25 protein-coding genes are annotated in these 18,181 nt (G+C 60.6%); 3 read left to right on the forward strand and 22 right to left on the reverse strand.

All coding sequences use genetic code 11. The annotated features are described in order from the left end of the window. Positions 1-128: 128 nt before the first annotated feature. The 11 genes from C8C92_RS16945 to C8C92_RS16990 all read right to left on the reverse strand — a co-directional run bounded on the left by C8C92_RS16945 (position 129) and on the right by C8C92_RS16990 (position 7,502). Positions 129-941, reverse strand: coding sequence for a DUF6651 domain-containing protein (locus C8C92_RS16945; RefSeq protein ID WP_116744686.1), 813 nt, complete (start codon positions 939-941; stop codon positions 129-131). A 104-nt stretch (positions 942-1,045) separates the two neighbouring features. Beyond that, the gene (locus tag C8C92_RS16950; protein WP_116744687.1) at positions 1,046-1,450 is read right to left on the reverse strand and encodes a hypothetical protein; all 405 of its coding nucleotides are present in this window, start codon (positions 1,448-1,450) and stop codon (positions 1,046-1,048) included. A gap of 15 nt (positions 1,451-1,465) precedes the next feature. Further along, positions 1,466-2,686, reverse strand: a complete 1,221-nt coding sequence (locus tag C8C92_RS16955; RefSeq protein ID WP_116744688.1) for a hypothetical protein — start codon at positions 2,684-2,686, stop codon at positions 1,466-1,468. Then, positions 2,687-4,051 carry a DUF4055 domain-containing protein gene (locus tag C8C92_RS16960; RefSeq protein WP_116744689.1) on the reverse strand — a complete coding sequence of 455 codons (1,365 nt, stop codon included), beginning with the start codon at positions 4,049-4,051 and terminating at the stop codon, positions 2,687-2,689. It lies immediately after the preceding gene. A gap of 14 nt (positions 4,052-4,065) precedes the next feature. Next, the gene (locus C8C92_RS16965) at positions 4,066-5,352 is read right to left on the reverse strand and encodes a terminase family protein (protein ID WP_116744690.1); all 1,287 of its coding nucleotides are present in this window, start codon (positions 5,350-5,352) and stop codon (positions 4,066-4,068) included. After that, positions 5,333-5,881, reverse strand: a complete 549-nt coding sequence (locus tag C8C92_RS16970) for a helix-turn-helix domain-containing protein (RefSeq protein ID WP_116744691.1) — start codon at positions 5,879-5,881, stop codon at positions 5,333-5,335. The genes C8C92_RS16965 and C8C92_RS16970 overlap by 20 nt, the downstream gene beginning before the upstream one ends. Before the next feature lie 18 nt (positions 5,882-5,899). After that, entirely contained in the window at positions 5,900-6,148 is a 249-nt protein-coding gene (locus tag C8C92_RS16975; protein ID WP_116744692.1) for a hypothetical protein, read from the reverse strand. Positions 6,149-6,295: 147 nt separating this feature from the next. Next, the gene (locus tag C8C92_RS16980) at positions 6,296-6,805 is read right to left on the reverse strand and encodes a hypothetical protein (RefSeq protein ID WP_116744693.1); all 510 of its coding nucleotides are present in this window, start codon (positions 6,803-6,805) and stop codon (positions 6,296-6,298) included. Positions 6,806-6,814: 9 nt separating this feature from the next. Beyond that, on the reverse strand, positions 6,815-6,937 hold the full coding sequence (locus tag C8C92_RS27960) for a hypothetical protein (RefSeq protein WP_279340930.1): 123 nt from the start codon (positions 6,935-6,937) through the stop codon (positions 6,815-6,817). 23 nt (positions 6,938-6,960) lie between these two features. Beyond that, positions 6,961-7,158 (reverse strand): hypothetical protein, encoded by a 198-nt coding sequence (locus C8C92_RS16985; RefSeq protein WP_116744694.1) that lies wholly within the window; start codon positions 7,156-7,158, stop codon positions 6,961-6,963. Positions 7,159-7,322: 164 nt separating this feature from the next. Further along, positions 7,323-7,502, reverse strand: coding sequence for a hypothetical protein (locus tag C8C92_RS16990; RefSeq protein ID WP_116744695.1), 180 nt, complete (start codon positions 7,500-7,502; stop codon positions 7,323-7,325). Between the two features lie 338 nt (positions 7,503-7,840). On the opposite strand from C8C92_RS16990, the gene C8C92_RS27270 reads away from it, so the two are divergent. Beyond that, positions 7,841-8,581, forward strand: a complete 741-nt coding sequence (locus C8C92_RS27270) for a hypothetical protein (RefSeq protein ID WP_133250781.1) — start codon at positions 7,841-7,843, stop codon at positions 8,579-8,581. Positions 8,582-8,583: 2 nt separating this feature from the next. Here the strand turns inward: C8C92_RS27270 and C8C92_RS16995 are convergent, their stop codons facing one another. The 10 genes from C8C92_RS16995 to C8C92_RS17040 all read right to left on the reverse strand — a co-directional run bounded on the left by C8C92_RS16995 (position 8,584) and on the right by C8C92_RS17040 (position 16,146). Next, positions 8,584-9,132: a hypothetical protein gene (locus C8C92_RS16995; RefSeq protein WP_116746003.1), complete on the reverse strand. Its 549-nt coding sequence runs from the start codon at positions 9,130-9,132 to the stop codon at positions 8,584-8,586. Positions 9,133-9,209: 77 nt separating this feature from the next. Further along, positions 9,210-9,635, reverse strand: coding sequence for a hypothetical protein (locus C8C92_RS17000; protein ID WP_116744696.1), 426 nt, complete (start codon positions 9,633-9,635; stop codon positions 9,210-9,212). Next, positions 9,635-9,982, reverse strand: a complete 348-nt coding sequence (locus C8C92_RS17005) for a DUF1064 domain-containing protein (RefSeq protein WP_243420253.1) — start codon at positions 9,980-9,982, stop codon at positions 9,635-9,637. Before C8C92_RS17005 ends, C8C92_RS17000 begins: the two co-directional genes overlap by 1 nt. Continuing rightward, a complete protein-coding gene (locus tag C8C92_RS17010; RefSeq protein WP_116744697.1) occupies positions 9,979-10,332 on the reverse strand; it encodes a hypothetical protein in 354 nt (117 codons plus the stop codon). The genes C8C92_RS17005 and C8C92_RS17010 overlap by 4 nt, the downstream gene beginning before the upstream one ends. A gap of 105 nt (positions 10,333-10,437) precedes the next feature. Next, positions 10,438-11,082 (reverse strand): DUF6475 domain-containing protein, encoded by a 645-nt coding sequence (locus C8C92_RS17015; protein ID WP_116744698.1) that lies wholly within the window; start codon positions 11,080-11,082, stop codon positions 10,438-10,440. After that, the gene (locus C8C92_RS27640; protein WP_207781019.1) at positions 11,069-11,875 is read right to left on the reverse strand and encodes a YdaU family protein; all 807 of its coding nucleotides are present in this window, start codon (positions 11,873-11,875) and stop codon (positions 11,069-11,071) included. Before C8C92_RS27640 ends, C8C92_RS17015 begins: the two co-directional genes overlap by 14 nt. Continuing rightward, positions 11,872-12,633: a hypothetical protein gene (locus C8C92_RS17025; protein WP_116744699.1), complete on the reverse strand. Its 762-nt coding sequence runs from the start codon at positions 12,631-12,633 to the stop codon at positions 11,872-11,874. Before C8C92_RS17025 ends, C8C92_RS27640 begins: the two co-directional genes overlap by 4 nt. Next, positions 12,630-13,037, reverse strand: coding sequence for a hypothetical protein (locus C8C92_RS17030; protein ID WP_116744700.1), 408 nt, complete (start codon positions 13,035-13,037; stop codon positions 12,630-12,632). Before C8C92_RS17030 ends, C8C92_RS17025 begins: the two co-directional genes overlap by 4 nt. Then, the gene (locus C8C92_RS17035) at positions 13,034-15,661 is read right to left on the reverse strand and encodes a DNA methyltransferase (RefSeq protein WP_116744701.1); all 2,628 of its coding nucleotides are present in this window, start codon (positions 15,659-15,661) and stop codon (positions 13,034-13,036) included. Before C8C92_RS17035 ends, C8C92_RS17030 begins: the two co-directional genes overlap by 4 nt. Then, positions 15,658-16,146: a nuclease domain-containing protein gene (locus tag C8C92_RS17040; protein ID WP_207781020.1), complete on the reverse strand. Its 489-nt coding sequence runs from the start codon at positions 16,144-16,146 to the stop codon at positions 15,658-15,660. The genes C8C92_RS17035 and C8C92_RS17040 overlap by 4 nt, the downstream gene beginning before the upstream one ends. 24 nt (positions 16,147-16,170) lie before the next feature. Here C8C92_RS17040 and C8C92_RS27520 point away from each other — a divergent pair, with 24 nt between their 5' ends. Further along, entirely contained in the window at positions 16,171-16,431 is a 261-nt protein-coding gene (locus C8C92_RS27520) for a hypothetical protein (RefSeq protein WP_165829468.1), read from the forward strand. A 126-nt stretch (positions 16,432-16,557) separates the two neighbouring features. Here the strand turns inward: C8C92_RS27520 and C8C92_RS17045 are convergent, their stop codons facing one another. Continuing rightward, the gene (locus C8C92_RS17045; protein WP_116744702.1) at positions 16,558-17,550 is read right to left on the reverse strand and encodes a phosphoadenosine phosphosulfate reductase family protein; all 993 of its coding nucleotides are present in this window, start codon (positions 17,548-17,550) and stop codon (positions 16,558-16,560) included. A 29-nt stretch (positions 17,551-17,579) separates the two neighbouring features. Between C8C92_RS17045 and C8C92_RS27275 the strand changes: the two genes are divergently transcribed. Next, a complete protein-coding gene (locus C8C92_RS27275) occupies positions 17,580-18,173 on the forward strand; it encodes a hypothetical protein (protein WP_133250782.1) in 594 nt (197 codons plus the stop codon). Positions 18,174-18,181 lie beyond the last annotated feature (8 nt).

The following is an 18,181-nucleotide window of genomic DNA, read 5'->3' on the forward strand; positions in this document are numbered from 1 at the left end:
AGGCCATCCGGCCCAAAGCACCGACTTAGCCCATCCAGGCGCCGGCAAATGTATTGCGATGTTGCGGTAATGCCGATATGAAAAAGCCCGCGCACGGCAGGCCATTCGGTGGAACAGGGAAATCGGGATCAGTCGACCAGCACGGCGCCGCCGCTCAGCAGACCGGCGCGTGCCGATGGGTCGGCCGCTTCGTACTGGGCGCGCGTGACCTGCTTGGCGTTTCCGCTGCCGCCCGAGCCACCGCCTTGCGCGCCGCCGCCAGATGCGCCAGAGCCCTTCAGGATCTGATCTTTGAATGGGCAGGCGGCGACCAGCTGCGCCAGACCTTCATCGAAGTCGGCCACTTCACCCGGGCGGGTCGGCGAGAAAATCTTGTTGCCGGCGGCGTCGTACGGCACCATCTTGCCGTCCTCGACCTTGAAATGGCTGCCGAAATAGGCTTTTGCCATCTCGGTCGGGATCGCCAGGCGGCTCGGGTGCTTGTCGTCGGTCAGCAGCTTCGAACTGGCGAAGCCGCCGCCGATCATGTGGGTGTTCAATTCGTTGGTGCGCTTATCCAGCTGCGCGGTCAATTCCTGCAACTGCGTGGCGCTCGCCTTGGCTTGGGCGGCGACTTGCTCTTGCGCGGTCTTGGCTGCCGCATCTTGGATTTCCTTTACCTGGGCGGCCGTCTTCAGTTCGCCGGAGCTGAGGCTCTTCACCGTATTCAGGGCGGCCAGTGCAGCCACGCCGTCTTCGATGCCTTCAAAGGTCTTCAGCTTGGCCTCTGCAACCTCCTTCGCCTCGCGGTGGGTCTTGGCCTCGCCGTTCAGGCGGGTGATTGTGCCCAGCGTGGTATCCGCGTCGAATGGCGCTTCGGTACCGTTGGGATGAATAAAGATCGGCAGCTTCTTCTCGCCGTCGATTGCAATGGTTCCGTCTGCGTTGAATTTGAATGGCATGGTTGTTTCTTTCTGGGCTCAATGGCCTTCCGGCCGTGCACCGCGTCGCGTCCGCTGGCGGCAATAAAAAACCGCCTCAAGGGCGGCGTGTGAAATCGTTCGTGCTACATGCGCTCCAAGCGCTCGGCTCTCGACACATCGTCGGGATGGCTCGACAGCTTGCGCAGCGCGCTGGCCAGGTGTGCACCGTGCCCGCGCGCGACGGCGTAGTCATCGGCTTCGAGTTCTTGTCGGCGCCGGCGCTGCGGCCCAGGCGTCAAAAGCAGGCATCGCAACAGCAGGTTGGTCCAGATATGCAGGTGGTGGCCGTGGCCATGCTCATGAGCTACGACGGCGGCGATCTCGGTCGGCGCCAGCAGTGTTGGGAGCAAGGCCGGTAGGCGCGCCCGGAATCCGTCGAAGTGCACCTGGTGAACCGGCAGAACAGTCGCCGCGAGAGCGACCATCAGCAGGTTGAGGACGACCCACGCGCCCCATACGCCAGCAGCGACTTGCAGTGCAATTTCCATTCGCCCTCACTTTTGCTATCTGTACTTCGCCTGCAGTTCCTCCAGCGTAAGCTTTCGCCCCTTGAGGTTCATCAGGTCGTTCAGCGTAATCTTGCCCGCCTCGTACATCTCAGCGCGGCCTGGGCCCAGGTACTCAGCCCGCCAGGCCGCGTCCTTGCTCGCCAAGAAGCTGGCAAAGTTCATCTTGCTACTGACCGGGCCGCCGTCGCTGGGGCGCGTGCTTTCGCCCGGTTCGTCCAACTCGATGCCCAGGTCCGCAAAGGACTTGGTGCGCGTGCTGAGCACACAGCGGCAGCTGAAATGAATGGCGCCAGGGCCACCTGCCCACTCGTGGGTGTGATTGATCGGCTCCTGGTCGTCCAGCGAGTACTCGTGCAGGTCACGCATGGCGCACAACAGGCATGTGTGCGAATCCAGCGTGGCCAGCCACACCAGGCACTCGATCAGGTCCGCGTTCTGCTTGAACGAGGCCAGGCGCGCAGCATTGGCCACGGCCTGCACCGAGCTGTGCACCAGCGCGCGGGCATTTGCGGCTGACGTTTTCAAGATGCCCTGCTCGCCCGGCGCTACAGGATCCGGCGCGGCGCCAGGCGGCTTGGCGGCTGGATCAGCTGGCGGCGCACCCGGCTTCGTTGCTGGCCCGGCGGGCGGCGCCTTCGAATCTGGCATTGGAGGCGTGGCAGGCAATGCCGGCTTGTTGGCCGGCGAATCGGCCGCTTTGGCGCTCTTACCCAGTACGCGCGACACGATCTGCGACGTCGTCTCACCCTGCGCAGCACCGAGCCGGACCTGGCTGGCGAAGCGGAATTGCGTGTCAAGTGCCTGGCGCTTCCACCAGTCCGCTGACGAGGCGCCCTTGATCAGGGTATCGCCGACCAGCTTCTCCAGATAGGTGGCCGGCGGCAGTTTGGCGCCCAGCTCGATCTTGAGCGCCTGCGTCAGCACTTTGGCCGTGTAATCGGCCTCGATGCGCACCATGCCGGTCAGGTTGCGGGACATTTCCGCCTGCATGCCGGTGTAATGCGACGAAATCACCGCATTCGACTCGCGCAGCAGCGCGCCCAGGCGCTGCTTGCCATAGGTCGATATCTCGCCTTCGTTCAGCTTGGCCGTCAATTCCTTCGACATGGCGGCCATCAGCAGCAGGATCTTCTCTTGCGCACCGGATGAAAAGCGCAGCAGGTTCAGCGAATGCACGAGAAACATCTCGGCAATCCACTCTTCGAGCGCGCCCATCTATGCCCCCATCAAGTCAGGTAAAGCGGACTGGATACGCTCCTGCTCCGTCTCCCAGTCCAGGTCCGGCGACAAGATGCCGCGGCGCTGCAGCTCGTTGAAGTACGTCTCGCCCGAGATTTTCCCGCCGGCGGCGCTCTTGAACAGCAGCTCGGCACTGGCCTCGGCGAGCGATGCGGCGCCGAAGTCTTTGAAAATGGTGATGTGACCGCCTTCGCCCTCCCCCACCCATTCAGCCATGAACTGCAGCGCCTGGTCGCCGGCGTCCTCGACGTTGCCCGCGATCTTCTGCAACGCGCATGCGCCCTGCTCGTTGTCGGCCAGGGTCTGGCTCTCGGTCACGTTGCCTGGCTTGATCACCAGCAGTTCGGCGCCAGCCTGGCGCATGCGATCTTCCAGGTCGAGAATGGACAAGCGGCCGGCCTCGATGGCCTTGCCGCCGTGTTCCACGAATTTCAGGTCACCGTCCGGGCTCTCCGTCTTGACCGCGCTGCCGGCGCCGACCGTGATGCCGCCCTCGCCCAGCATCTTGGCAAACAGGATCGGAACCCGCGCGACGTGCAGGATGTTCTGCTGGTCGCTCTTGCTCTGCCAATGCTCCACGTTGCTGTGAGCCAGCTCGAGCAGCGGCGGCGTGGCCTGCATGTAGCCCAGGCGCTTGCCGTAGACGGGCACGAATGGGATGATTTTCAGGCTGGTGACGCCCTCCTCATGCAGCACCCACTCCTTTTTGCTACCGGTTTCGCTCTGGCGCCAGGTCTGCCAGGTGCCCCGCCCCAAGACGCGTACCTGCTCGATTTCCTTGGTGTCGAAGTCACCATTCGGCTCGGACACGCTCTCCAGCAGCCGCAACTGGGTCAGCCCGTCAAGGCTGGTCGCATTCTTCGGTAGCCAGCCCAGCACGTTCTGCACATGCACCTGAACGAAGTACGGCCGCACGCCGGCTGCCTGCTCGTCGGCCTTCGTGACCAAGTTGCCAGCCTTGGGGAAGTCGACCAGGATGCCAGCGAAGCCGTAGCCCATCGCCTCCTGGGTGATCTCCGACAAGAAGCTATGCAGGTCTCGGCCGGACAGGTCGACATTTTGCAACCAAGGCTTGAGCCGTTCCGGCACGTCCTCGCCCAGCGTCACCGGTTTGCTGAATGGCTTGGCCGACAGCACGTCGATGGTACGAGCATAGGCCGGGAACAGCGTGGCGACGGCCAGGCGCAGATCATAGCTTTCGCCGTCCTCGCCCGGCCACTGCGGCAAATACTTCTTGCCAGCGGCCCGCATGGTCTTCGTGCCGCCCAACAGCGCGGCGATCAGCGCGCAATCCTCGTTCAGCTTGGCCGCTTCGGCTGATTGTGTGCGTACATCGGTCATGGAAATCCTTGTTGTTACATGCGCAGCGGCGCGGTCGTCGTCGTGCTCTTCACGATTGGATAGCGCTTCACGAGGAAGTAGCCATTTGCATCGTTCGGGTGGTCATGGCCAGATTTCTTGTCTGGCTGGCCGTCGGAGCCCCATACCTGCTGCTCCAGCGCCTCGGTGGTGGTCGGGCACTGGTCGGTGTTGATCTTCCAGCGGCGCTCGCCCTGGGCATTCAGGATCATTCCGTTATAGGCGTTGACCCGGTCCTTGACCGCAGGGTTTGAGTGGTTCACTTCAAGCAGGAAGCCCGCCTGGCGCAAAATGGACAGGTCGGACTCGCTGGCATTCTTGCTGCTGGTGTTCTGGCCGGAGGCATCCGGGAAAATCTTCACCTGGTGGCCTTTGTCCTTGAAGTCTTCTTTCAGGATCCGGGCCATGGCTGGCGTATCACGGACTTGCACGCGCTCGGCCAGCGTGCGCGGCAGGCCGTCACGCACCACGTTGACGCAGGCCGTCATGTTCTGGACGTTGAAATCGAGGCCCACCATCAACGGCTCGCCCGGCAGGATGATCTCGTTCGTGTGGTTCAGCGCGCGGTCGAAATCGGCATACACGCTGCCGCTGGTCAGGTTGGTGAACTTGCCGCGCAGGTAGGCGTCGATCAGCGCTGGCGGGTAGCTAGCCATCAGCGACGGGATATAGTCGTCTGGCAAATTCAACTCGTTGTCGAACGTGCTCGCCTGAATCAGACCGTACAGGCTGGCCAGCTCAGGCTTGTCGCGGATGGCCTTCACGAACTGCTGGTAGACGAACTTGAAGCCCTCGGGCGTCGTCGTCACGTCGATGCCGTTCATCAGCCCCGGCACCTTGTAGCGCATCCGGGCGATGATCTTGCGCCAGGCCATCTGCGCCTTTTTCAAGGGCATCACGTCCAGCTCATCGATCAGCGCGTGGCCGATCTTGAAGCCGACGATGGTTTCCGGCTTTTCCATCGAGCGGCAAATAACCGTGCCCCGATAGCGCCGACCCTCGTACACCTCGACTTCGTGGTCGCCCTGCTTCACCTTGATGCGCAGGCCCATCGCGTAGGCCACCTCCTCCATCGTCGGATAAAAGATGTCGCGGATCTGCGGATAGGTTGGCGCGAAGTAGCCCTGGTTGATGCCCGGCCACTGCCAGAAGTGAGCACAGATGCCAGCGCAGCCCACAAACGTCTTGCCGGAGCCGAACCCGGCCACGTAGGCCTTGAACTTGTGCGGCAGCTGCAGGAAGCTCGATTGCGGGACGTTCAGGTCAAACTGGATTGTCGTCATGGCGCTTGGCGTCTTTCACGCCGAAGGTGATGGCGACAGGTGTTGGTGCGTCGTCGTCCGGCTTCACGTCCTTGCTGGCTTTCAGCAGGTTCATGCCGATCTCGGCGGCGCCGTTGGCCATCCTGGTCAGCACGGCGATATCACCCAAGGCCAAGCGGCTCTTGTCGTCCAGCGGCTCGGCGTCATCGATCTCGCCAGCCTTGTTGTGCGCAATGCCGGACAGCCGGTGCGCGGTGGCAGCGCCATATCGTGCGGCTCCAGCCAGGTGCATCGAGATTTCTTTCAACTCATCGGCCAAAGTGCGCGCACTTATCTGCGCACCAATCGGTAGCGCACTAAATGCAGACTCTGCTGCAACCAATTGATTTGCAACATCTTTTATTTGTTTCGTCTGCGCACCAAAGCGTTTTCTGATCGCGGCTTCGGATACGCCGAACTCTCTGGCAAGCGCTCTGGCTGCCTCCCCCTTGAGGAGGCGCTGCCCTATCGATGCCCACTGCTTTTCGGTCAGTGCTGATTTGCGCCCCATGTATATTCCATTTCTTTGCTACGGGGATGGCTCCACGTCGAGCATCACGGGCGGCATCGTTGCGCCCACCACCCACAGCCGCACGGCGCCGCCGGCGTTCAGCGCGGCCAGTTCGCCGGCATCCGGCCGCCAGTACGACAGCACGGCAGGCAGGTCGCCTACGTGCGTGCGCGTGATCGGCAGCGCGTTGCACGGCAGTTCGGACTGGTCCCAGCCTGCAGGTGCGCCGAGCACGCCGTTATTCGATGGGTGTTGGATTTTCTGCATGGCTGCTTTCGTTGTGCCACCGCCCGCCCCCCCCCCAGCAGGCGCCGCAGTGCATCGCGGCTGGAGTCCTCTGGATCTTTGCTACGTCGGTGAGCTGCGCCCGTTTCTTCAAGCTCTGCCACTGGAGCGCGCTGGCAGGTCGCGTCGTTACTCTGCTTGCGAGACGTCGCAGCGAAGCAGGCATTCCATGGGGAATGAATCACCCATAGCCAAGCCGTCAATATGCCATGTGCAGGCGACTGCCCTTCCGTCATACGTCATACCGATCACCGTCATTACAGGTCCGCCGGAATTCAGCACAACTTGAGTGCCGGGAATCGCTAACCGTAGCGCGCATTTTTTCGCTTCGTAGTTGATGCCGCCGCGCCGGGCATGCTTCATCATGGCCTGGTGCGCAGCCTCGGTGCGCTCGCGCATCCAGGCATCGAAGCCGTCGTCAGCGTGGCATTGGGCGATAAACACCGACACGCTTCCGTGCGCGGTCTCAGCCAGCGCATCGCCGGTTGCCTCGCTGATGAGAATGTGCCCGGCGCGATCCGTCGCGTAGATGATGACCTCGCCGAGCTCTTCATCGGCCATCGTGCACATGCTGATCGGGGCGCCGTTGAAAAATACCGTTGCCCGGTTTGCATCCGGGTCGCCTACTGTGATGCGCATGGGATCTCCTTATGCAGTGAACGTGTGCAGCGCCGGCTTGGCCATCGCCCACAACCAGGGCCAGGCCAGCAGCACGATGGCGACGATGGCGCCGTCGATCACGGCGCCCGCCAGAACGAAGGTGATAATCATCCGGCGAAGTCAATATCGTAGATTTAACGCACCACTTCCGCATAGACCGTGCCGAATGGCTGGAATTGCAATATGAACTTGTCATCATCTGCGTGCTGCTTGTATTCGATAGGCAGAAGCTCCCCGGAGCCGTTGGTGTCGAAGACGCGTACGATCTTGCCGTTTGCTTGGTACTCGAACTCGCCTGGATTCACTAAGGCTGCTGGGGTAATGACGTTCATGATTTGCGTACCTCAAATAAGAAAGCCGCCAGCGCAGTGATGCGGCTGGCGGCGAAACCCGGCGTGCCGGGCAAGGAGACCTGGAGCGGGTGACGGGCCTCGAACACGCGTCGGCGGCTTGGAAGGCCAGCGCTCTACCACTTGAGCTGCGCCCGCGAAATCTGCTAAAAATCGGTATCGGCATCCAGCATGCGCTGGAACTGGCGCACCACGTCTACGTCGAGTTGGTCGATCACATCTTGGTGCGTTGGAGGCTCGGGCAGCACCACGTCAGCGACGATGGCGGCCACCTCATGCGGCGCACGGCGCCAGCGGAGGTACTTGAGGAATTCGGCTGCAGCCATGCCTGCCTCGAAAGTGAACGCGCAATAGAAAAAACCACCTCAAGGGTGGTTTCGTTTTTACTCCCATGACAATCTGCATGGTGAGCTACACAATTTTACCCCGAGCGAATCCATCAAAAGATGGGCGCTTAACGGAACCTTGCTATCGGTGGCGCTATCGCGCGCATTACGAGTGCAGGAAATGTCTCAGAATTTTAGGACATATCTTTATCCGACGCAATGCTTTTCTCACTGTTGCGTTAATGCTGCATCAATTATTGTGTTGACTTATAGATAATATGAAACTACTATTGGTATTCTTTATTTTTTAATAACGAAAACATTAAAATGAGGATATCATGCGTATAACTTTCGCCGCAGTCATGATTTTTTTCGTATCAAATTTATCAGTTGCCGAGCAATTACAGATTACAGATACGCCAGCGGGAATTACAACAAATTCGGAAGAGAGTGACGCTGATGCGAAGGTTAAAGCTGCTGAAAAATTGTTAGCTGAGGCTAAAGCTGAGCAAGCGGCGGCGGCACAAAGAAAAGCGAATGCAAAGGCCAAGATCGAAACGGGAACGGCAGCGATCGAAAAAAAAAGCGAAGTGCCCCCTCCGCCGCCACCTCCACCTATAAATGAAAATGAGTTCTGGAACGATTGGGGTGTGGGCTTATCAGTATCAACGAAGCTTGGAAAAAAGGGGCGCGCCCTTGATGAGGCCCAACTTGTTAACGGAATTGTAAGGGTCACCAGTGAACGCGATGTCGTCCCTCGTTTGATGCTTGAGAGGCATTGGTACCTACAAGATAGTGACTTTGCAGGTGGAATGGCGGGCGTCTTCGTGGGAACAAGCCTACTAGGAGATAAGAAACTATTGGACTCTGTTTCATTAGGTCTGATATGGGGCTTCAAGCCCAGGGGCGGAAACAAAGTCCGACACAATATAGGCGTGGGAATAGCAGTCGAGCCATACTCGAGAACTCTGGGCGATGGGCTCGAAATAAACGCTCCGCTACCAGCGGGAGAAACCTCAATAAGATACAAAGAGAGAAATAGGATGGCGGCGGTAGTATTTTATACCTTCACTCCATAATTTTAGTCAAAGTTCAATAATAGCCGCTTTGCAGCGCGGCTATTATGAGACTGAACCAGACACTCTAGATCACTTACCATATCCTGAATGCGCTCGCGCTCAAACCCACCAGCGCATTGCACCTCCCCCTTGCCACCTCCCTTGCACGGCGCGCAGAACTGCCGATTGCTCGTCACGCCCGTTCCATGGCAAGCAACACATTTCCCATCGAGCCAATGCGCAAGCGACGCGTGCGCCACGCGGTGATACAGGGCATGGGCGGCTTGTTGGTCCCATGCCGTGTTCGCCTTCACCCAGCCACGCGAGCGACCTTTCTCTGCTACAGCCGCAGTCCAGATGCGCAGCAGCTGAGCCAAATTCGACGAGCCACTTTCGAAGAGCTGGCGCGCTGCACCGTCCGCGTACTTCACGCGCGACAGCAAGGCGCCCAGGCCAGCGCCCGACCGATCAGCCAGTGCCGCAGCCGCGAGCGCCTCCGTGAGGTGATGCCGCTCATCGTCTTTCAGGTTGGACGAGTTGATCGATGCGATATACTTTTCTGCGAAGCCCATGAATTCCCTTTCGTTCCGTACGTCAACGTTAACACCCTTTTTAGCCCTGCGCCAGCCCTGCCACTCCTCGGAGCCGCTCATACCCGCAGCACGCCGGTTCGGTTGAATTCGCGCACGGCCGCCAGTCCAGCACGCGCAATCTCGACGTTCGACGCGCCACGCAGGAAGACCATGGTCTTGCCGACGCCCTCGCGCAGCACACGCATTTCATCGCCGTTGACGCCGAAGGTGCCCGTGCGCTGTGCGCGCGCCTGGATTTCTGCGATCGCTTCGACCATGGCCTGAGCCACCGGCAGGATGACATGGCCGTTTGGCGCAATGCGGCGCGCCATGTCGGCGTTGCTCAGCAGATCGTAGACGTGCTGCTCCTGGAAGTGCCCCTTCCCCATCGCCTCGCTGGCCTGGAAGCCTGGCATTTCGAATGCCATGGCCGGGCGGGCGCCTGGTGGCAGCACGGCCGGCTTCGGGGTGTACCGCTTGCGCGGCTTCTTGTTCGCGGCCATCAGAATTCCTCCACTTTCCAACCGCCGCCCGCCTTCTTCGGCAGCGCCTGCACGGCGACGAAGCGCAGCGGATACATGTCGGCTGCGATCTTGATCTTTGCTCGAGCATCCTCTTGCCAGTAGCCTTTCACTTCGTGCGCCTCCAGCGCGCCGTCGGCCAGCTGCACGGCAAAATCCGGCGTGTAAAACGTGTTGTCCGCCAGGCGGAATTTCAGGCCTTCGAACTTGTACCAGGCCACCTCGCCGGCGGCCTTGCGCAGTTCTAGCGTCTGCGCATACGCGGCTTCGGTCTTGTTCATGGCGCCGACCTTGAGGCGACCCAGCGCCTGCAAGCCACGGGCCATCATTGGCCCGCCTCCAGCGCACGGATAATTGCTCGCACGATGGCGACCCGCGCAGCCGCATCGGCTGTAGCGTGGTCCGCGATCGCCTCAAATGCCGCGCCCTTTTCGTAATCGCGTGCGGTCGCCACCGCGTCAAGCCCTGTGAAGCCGACGCTCATCGAGAACTGTCCGATCAACGGCCCGGCCGCCGCCCATTCGCCAGCCCAGTCGGGCACCAGTGCCTGGCCACGGCTTTCGGCGGCGCCCGCCGGCGGCGTGCCGACCAGAGCGCCGCCCACCTCGACAATGTTGGACCAGCCCAGCAGCTCGGCCAGGCATTTGTTTGCTGCGATTGTGTTTTCTTGATTTTGCATAGAGCCTCTGTATTCAATTCTTTTCGTATCGGATGAGGCTTGGTGGCGGCCCCACCACGTTCGTGCTGTAGCGAACCGCTCCACAAGCCTGAGCAGCTTTCTCCGTTATGCAGCGCGCCCATTGATGCGTGCCAGCGGCGCTGCGAGTGTGCCGACTGGCGCCATGGCGATGATTTGCTGCGACGTTCCACCCGCCATCACCTGAGCGGCCAACCTTTGATCGCCGATCATCATCGGCGGCTCCACACCAAAGCCGGCGCGCTGGTTTTGCGCTTCCGTCAAGCCCACCATCACCGGCGTGTAATCCGGCCGTTCGTTGCGCATGCGGTAGCCGCGGTAACGGTTTTCGAATTCCTTGCCGACGAATGGCCATTCGTGTTCCGTCTTTGCCCCCAGCGATACCCAGCCGCCCATCTCAACCAGCACGCGGTGGATCAGCGGGTCATCGAACACGACGCTTCGGTATGGGCCGACGACGCGCAGTGCGCGGTCGACCTTCGACCAGGCCACGAGTGCCGAATCCTGCGTGGTTCCGCCCATCATCCGGATCAGGTCGGCCGGCTTCGGCGCAAACTGGCCGGTATCGGGGTTGCGGACGTGGCGATCAAATGCCTGGCGCACAGCTGTCAGGTCGTACTGGCGCAGCGCGCCCCACCAGATCGTAATGGCGAACTCGCTTGCGGCCCTGCCGTACAGTTCGGTGATTGCGCCCACCATGCCCGCAAATTCCTCGTAGTCATCCTGCGTCATGCTTTTCTCCCTGCGGTGCTGCGTTACCGAAGATTCGGACTTTGGCGCGCTCAGCGGCGGCCATCGTTTGGGCGTAGACCGTACTGGAACCCGGCCCTGTTCGCACGGCGTGCTGGGTGATCCATTCGGCTTTGAACCCACGCCAGCCACGTTCGCAGCAAATGCGCAAAGCGCCTTCCAGGTCCAGTCCTGCCTTCTCGGCTTCGCGCACGATGCCCTGGATGGCCGTCCGCGTTATTGGCGCCTTGTGTTTCGTTCGCAGGGCCTTGAAATCGGCGACGATCTGCGGATCGACGTCGGGAAACAGGGAATCGGGAGCCGGAGGCGACTTGTCTTTTGTCTTTACTGGTTTATGGTTATTGGTTATTGGTTCTTGGTTAGTTTTTGATCCGGTTTCAGCTGGGTTGCCGGTAGCATCCGAATCAGAACCGGATGGAAACCCGCTGGGTTCTTGATTGGTTGCCGTTTGCTTGCGCGGGCGACCGCCCAGCTTGCCATTTGCTTTCGCTGTCTCTGCCTTGACTTGGTAGTCCGCAATCACCTGTTCGCAGACGTCGTGCCGGTAGCCCGCATCTGTCTTGAGGAACTTGAAGCGAAGCAGTCGCTCGACAATCGCGCGCTCGTCCGCCGCCTCGACGCCCAAGGCGTCGCACAGCACATCTATGTCGAGCGGGAGTGGTGCCTCGACGTCGTAGTAGACGTCCATCATGTCGCGATATATCCAGCGCGCCTGGCGAGACATGTTCACTGTCCCAGAGCGAAAGTCGCCGATGTGGAAGGGGTAATAATTCAAGGCCGGGCCTCCATAAACAGTGATTCTTGAATCGGTGCCGTCTTGCGGTTCCAGAAAGTGAGCGCCTGGTGCGACTCGATCCGCTCGCGCATGATCGCCGCCCTCGCCTCCTTGGTTGGCGGCGTGTAGGTGCCGCGCCAGGCCGAATCAATACCCACGTTTTGCCCGATGTTCGTGCTGTCGGCACTGGCGAACGGGAAGCGCGAGAAGATAGCTGGGTCGAGCATACGCAGGCCGTGCAGCTTGCAGGCAGGTCTGCCAGATTTATCGCAGATGACGTCCATAGCCTGCGCCATGCGCGTCCACCAGGCAGGTGTGCCGATCTGCGCAAACTCGCCAGAGCTGCCCAGGCAGATGCGCGGCCATTCGCTGACGAGGCGATCCAGGCGGCCCATCGATTCGTGCAAATGCCACACCGGCGCGCCGACATGCGGCGCCGATGTGCGCCATGGCCAATCGGCCAGCAGCGCGTCGTTGTCGGCCTCACCGCCATCAATGACGTCGGGGATCACCGCGAAATCGAAGTTCGGGTAACGGTGCAGCTCACTTACCCATTCGTAGAAGAGCGACCAGTCGGTGATGGGCTGGCCGCTGCGCCAGGCTGAAAACGCCCCGTTGTCGACGGCGAAGGACTGTGCCACCTCCAGGGCAATGGTCAACTGCTCTGGATGGCGGAATGAAACGAAGGCGTGCCCGCCGCTGACGGCGCGCACGGCGGCCGTGGCCGGCGTGATGGGTAATCCGTGATAATGGATCATGGGCGCGCCTCCTGCACGCGCGCCGCGCCGAAAAGCGCAGCCACCAGCGGATCGCCCACGGCGCCCGCCTTGCGGATCCAGTACTTGCTGCGCCAGCGCGCCTTCATCGAGTCCCAGCGGCCGTCCTGCTTGGCCTTGGCCTCGAAGCGCAGGCGAATCTGGCGCTTGGTCAGGTGCTGCAGTTTGCATGGCGCGTCCGGCAGATCACCCACGGCATAAACCGCCATGGCGGCGCCGGCGCGCGGGTGCGGCTTCCAACTGGAAATGTAAATCTTGCGGTCGGCATGCAGCAGGTGCACCCACCGCAGCACGGCCGCTTGACTGACGCCCGACTTGATGACAATCTCGGCTTTGGTACCGGGCATCGCGCCCAGCACGAATTCACTGAAATTTGCGCGCGTCACTTTGCATTCTCCTCGTCCATCAATTCCATATCGAACAGCGTGGGCATGCTCACCTCGCGCTCCATTGCCTGGCAGTAATGCACCTGGTCAGTGAAATACGCCGGGTTCAACTCACTGCCGGCGCCGCAGCGGCCCAGCTTCATCGCGCGCACTGGCACGGTACCCAGGCCACAGAACGGGTCATAAATCACTTCGCCCGGGTTGCTGTAGCGGCCGATAAGGCGGTCAACGATATCGATCTGGAAGGGGCAAACGTGCTTTTCGACAGCGCGCGCCGACTGCTCGCCGTTCAGGGTGCGCATGCGCACGATGTCGTGCCACACGGCCGGATCGGCGCTGCCCGGCGCCAGGCTGAGATAATCGGCAGGCAGTGCCTTATTGGCCAGCAGCGCCTCGCCGACCTCGACGTGGTATTCATAGTTGTAGACGTTGCCCATCGACATGCTGGTGAACAGCTTAGCCAGCTTGCCCGGGCCGAAACTGGCCAGCTCGGCCGCGCCCAGCAGGCGATCGCCACTGGAGCGCCAGAACGCATGCGCGTCGACCTGCCAGCGCGCCACGCTGTAGCCAGTACCAGGAATCGGCGCGGCCTTGCGGTCAAACGGGATCCGGTCGCCGGCATCGTCCAGGCACATTGGCTTGGCCTTGGTCACAGGCGTATCGGCATAGCCACGGCTGCGGTCCGTCTGCGGCTTGTGGAACAGCAGGATGTATTCCGGCGAGCCGACGCCCATCTTCGTGCCGTCCTTGCACACCTCGGAATAGCCCAGGCGGTAGGTCTGGTTGTTTTCGCGCACCACGTCGGTCACTACCGTGATCATGCCCATATAGTCGAAGCCATGCTTTATGCCGTGGAACAGCGCCTCGGCATGAAACGGGCTGACCGTTGGCACGCCCGCGCCGGTGACGTTGCCGAAGTTGATGCGGTCCTTTACGTGGCAGGCGTAAATGCGGCCAGGCTGCAGGATGCGCAGCAGCTCGGGAGTCAGGAAGTCCATCTGCGCCCAGAAGTGGTCGTTGTCTTGGGTGTGGCCGAAATCGTTGTAGCTGGGTGTGTATTCGTAATGGTTGGCGAATGGAACGCTGGTGATGATCATGCCCACCGAGTTATCCGGTTGCTGCATGGCTTCCAGCACGCAATCGTTATTGGCCACCGAAAAACGCTCGCCGGCCACCACGGCGCGCTCGACGCCGATGGTGCGCGCCAGCGAATCCTGCATGGACAGCTGATCCAGGCCATAGGCGCGGATGATCTGGCCCATCTTGGCCTGCATTTCGTCGTGGCGACGCCATTTCTCCATCAGGTCGGCCAGCACCTTGCGTTCGACCTCCGTATGGATGATGTCGATGCGGACGGCGTGCTGCTGCTGGAAGCGCTGGACGCGGTGGATGGCCTGGATAAAATCGTTGAACTTGAAGCCGATCCCCGCGAAAATCTCGCGATGGCAGTGCACCTGGAAGTTGCAGCCGCTGCCGGCGATGATCGGCTTGGTCGACAGATACTTGATCTTGCCGTCGCTGAAATCGGCGATGCGCTGCTCGCGCTGGTCCAGGTCCTGCGTGCCCCACACGCTGACCACGCCCGGCACGGCCGCCTGAATGGCGTGGCGCTCATCTTCCAGGTCGTGCCAGATCAGGAAATGATCATCAGGATCTGCAGCTATGATCTCGGCCACCTTGGCGATGCGCGCGGCCATGCTGTCGCGCTTCTCGCCAGCAGCGGCCGACAGGCCCATGGCCACGTTCGGGATAAGCAGGCCCTGGCCGTTCTTTTCGGCGCCGGCCGTGCTGTAATTGCTCGGCACCTCATGAAAGCGCACGTCCAGCGCCGGCAGATCGTAGCCCTCATCAGAATGGCCCAAGTCGCTCGGGCGTTGGATGAAGACGGCCCAACTGGCCACCCACAGCCAGAATTCCTGTTCCTTATGCGGGTACAGCGTCAAGTTGCCCGCCTTCTCGCTGTCGCGTTGGAAGAACCGGGTCAGGGCCTGGCCGGTGTCCATCACGCCCAGGAAGCCGGCATAGTGGATCAATTCCTTGAAGCGGTTCGGCGAGGGCGTGGCCGTGTAGACGAACTTGAACTCGACTTGCTCGAACAGCGGCAGGAATTCTTGATACGTCTTGCTGCCGTAGCTGCGCAGCACGCTGGCCTCGTCCAGGCCGACGGCGCGGAACTTGCGCACGTCGATCTTGCCCTCGCGCACCGATTCGTAGTTCGTCAGGTAGACGACGTCCTGGCTATCGATCTCGGCGTCCGTCCGGATGAAGCGCACTTGCACCTCATATTCGCCCGTGAAGCGCTTCGCCGCCTCGCGGATGAACTCCTGGCGCACGCCCAGCGGCAGCACGATCAGGCGCAGGCCTGGCCGGTGAATACCGATCTGGCGCATGACCTCCAGGTTGGTACTGGTCTTGTGCAGGCCGAACGAGGCGAAGATGGCGCGCTGCCCGCCGGCCAAGGCCCAACGCACGATGTCACGGGTGTGCGGCTTGAGACCAGGATGGATATCGGCCAGTGGGACGTCGAAGCCCTTGCGCTGCGCCAGCTTGATCTTAGCGCGCAGGAATTCGCTGTATTCGGCTTCTTTCAGGTGTTTTTGCTCTTGCGGGCTAAAGGCGCTCATGTGTGTTCCGATGTAGGTTGAATGGCGACGGGCGCTGCATCGAGCAGGCCCATCGACCGTAAAATTTCGTGCGTGGTGCTGACAGCCGCGCGAAACGCAGCCTCCAGGCCGGCCAGCGACAGATCAGCCGGGCGCGGGCGCCTGCCGTCGAGCATGTCGTGGCAGGCGCTGCAGCCGAACGCTGCGGCCGTGTCTGGCGCTTTCAATCCCATGCCCTTCCCGTCAGCCAGGAAATTGCTGTGGCAGAGCACGGTGGTGTCAGGGTCGAAGTTGCAGACGGCCAGGCGCAGCGTGCAGTCCTGGCCCCGCGCTGCACGCCGGATCGGTGTCGAGATCGGGCCTTTTGACTTCATGCCGGCCTTGCGCTTCGGCGCCGTGCGCTGGTGCGACTGCACGGAGAGCATGCCGGTGCTGGGCATGGGCGAGGTGCGCTTGAATGGCGTGCGCGCCAAGGGTTTGCCTGGCTTCATGGGCGAGCGCTTCATGGGGCCACGCTCCAACGTGTATGATTGACAATCAAAACCAAGCGAGGAGCATCAACAGTGTCCTTTCCACCAATGTTCGAGCCTACTGATCCTGCCGTCACAGCAGCAGCAATTGAACAAGCCGTGCAAGCCAAGCGAAGTGCGGATGCTGCCGTGTTGTCAGCGGAGGAGTCTGTTAAGTCTTCCGCGGCTGCGCAAATGTCAGCACGAGCATCAATATTTGCCGCCTTCGTTTCGTTCGCTGCGCTTATTGTTGCGATTGCAGCATTTTTTAAATCGCCATAGTTCAAAGCTCGCCCTCCGAAAACAAACGCGGCTGCGCAGCGCCATTGGCGTATATGGAATCCATAACGGTCGTGGCGATAGGTTCGTCGCGGTAGCTACGCCGCTTGTCGCTGGTTAAATTCTTCATCATTCGCAAAGTCCGTAAGCAGAGCTGCACGCCGTTGGCTCGTCCAACGCTGTGAGCAACGAAAATTGCTTGCCGCCGCGGCTGGTCTTCGACCATTCGACAACTGCTTCGATGGTCGAAGCCTGGCCCGAGTGCGCCTTAGTGCCCATATGGAAGAACGACACAGGTGAGCGCGGTCGGCATACCTCAGATACCAGGGCTTCCCATTCCGCGATTCGAACGATGTGCTCAGGGAACCGGCGAGACACTTCGTGCAGCTCCCCTTTGCTGCAGTTGACGCAAGGCATGCAGCCGACGCGCGACATGCCTTGCTTGTAGAGCGGATTTGGCTCGATGCCAGCCAAGCGATGGGCCTCGAACACGTCACCGACGTTCCAGCGCAAGATGGGCCGGTAGGTGAACAGGCCGCCGCCCACCACCTCAAAGTGCTTGACGCACGCGCCAGTACCTTGCAGCCGCTCGCGACGTGATTGGCTTTCATCGATACGGACGCCCTGCCAGGACCAGATCGCGTCGCACTCATGATCAATCAATTCCATGGCGAACTCCGTCAAGGGTTTAGTCTTGAGGTATTCCGTGCAAAACTGCCGTTTGCGCGACGGGAAGCCGCCGCGCACCATGCAAAGGTCCAGGTATGGGTTTCCAGTTGGGTGAAGCAGGTCAAGGGCACGCTGGGCGGCCTCTGCCGTCCAGTGGTACATAAACTTGCGTTTTCCATATACAGCTGATTCAGGCTCGCCGGCCGCGATGCGTGCCAGGTTGGCTCGCTTGGTAGCGAACTCATCAGCGAAATCGGCTCGCACCACGTAAACCTTGATGCCCAGGGCCGCCGGCAAGTAGTCCAGCGCATATTCCAGCGTGCTCTCGTGCTCGTTGCCCGTATCGGCCATGACGAAGCGGCATGCGGCCGTACCGTGCTGTTCTAGGGCAAGAATGGCGGTAGCCGTGCTGTCCTTGCCGCCCGAAAGTGAAATCAAGTGGATCAGGCTCATGATAAAATTGCCTTTTGACAAGAGGATATATGTTGACTTGGTTTAGATGGGCGATGCTTGTAATTGCTTTGGGCGCAGCCGGCTACTACGGCTACCGAACGACTCCTTGGTCTTGTGTGGATGCGACGGTTACTGCGTACTGGGTGCAGGCGATCGGTTCGATAGCAGCGATCTACTGGGCTGCACGCATTGCAAGTAGGCAGACTCACACAGCACGAATTGACCGGAAAAGAGCGCATCTTGAGACAGCAATGGCCACTCTTCTGCTCGCAGACCGCTTTCGCGAAGAGGCCATGAATGCGGCGCAACATGCGAGAAGTGCAATCATTTTTCATAGCGGATTGAAGCTCACATCTGCCAAAGACCGAGTTGAGCGCATCCACGCGAATATCGAGATTCTGTTTAAAAACAATGTTGATGCCGATGTATTGAGTATTGTTCTGAGAATCCACTCGCAGACTGGAGCAGCGCTCCGCAACATGGAGGCCGTGATCGGGGATAGTTCCAATCGAGATAACCACAAAGAGTCTGCCAGCACGGTGGTTGAGCATCTGAGTAACATTGCCCCTGATTTGAAGGCATGCACTCAAAGGATCGCGAGCGAACTTGCTAAAATTGACTAAATAAGTAG

It is taken from the genome of Janthinobacterium sp. 78 (assembly GCF_003096775.1).
Taxonomy (GTDB): Bacteria; Pseudomonadota; Gammaproteobacteria; order Burkholderiales; family Burkholderiaceae_D; genus Janthinobacterium; species Janthinobacterium tructae.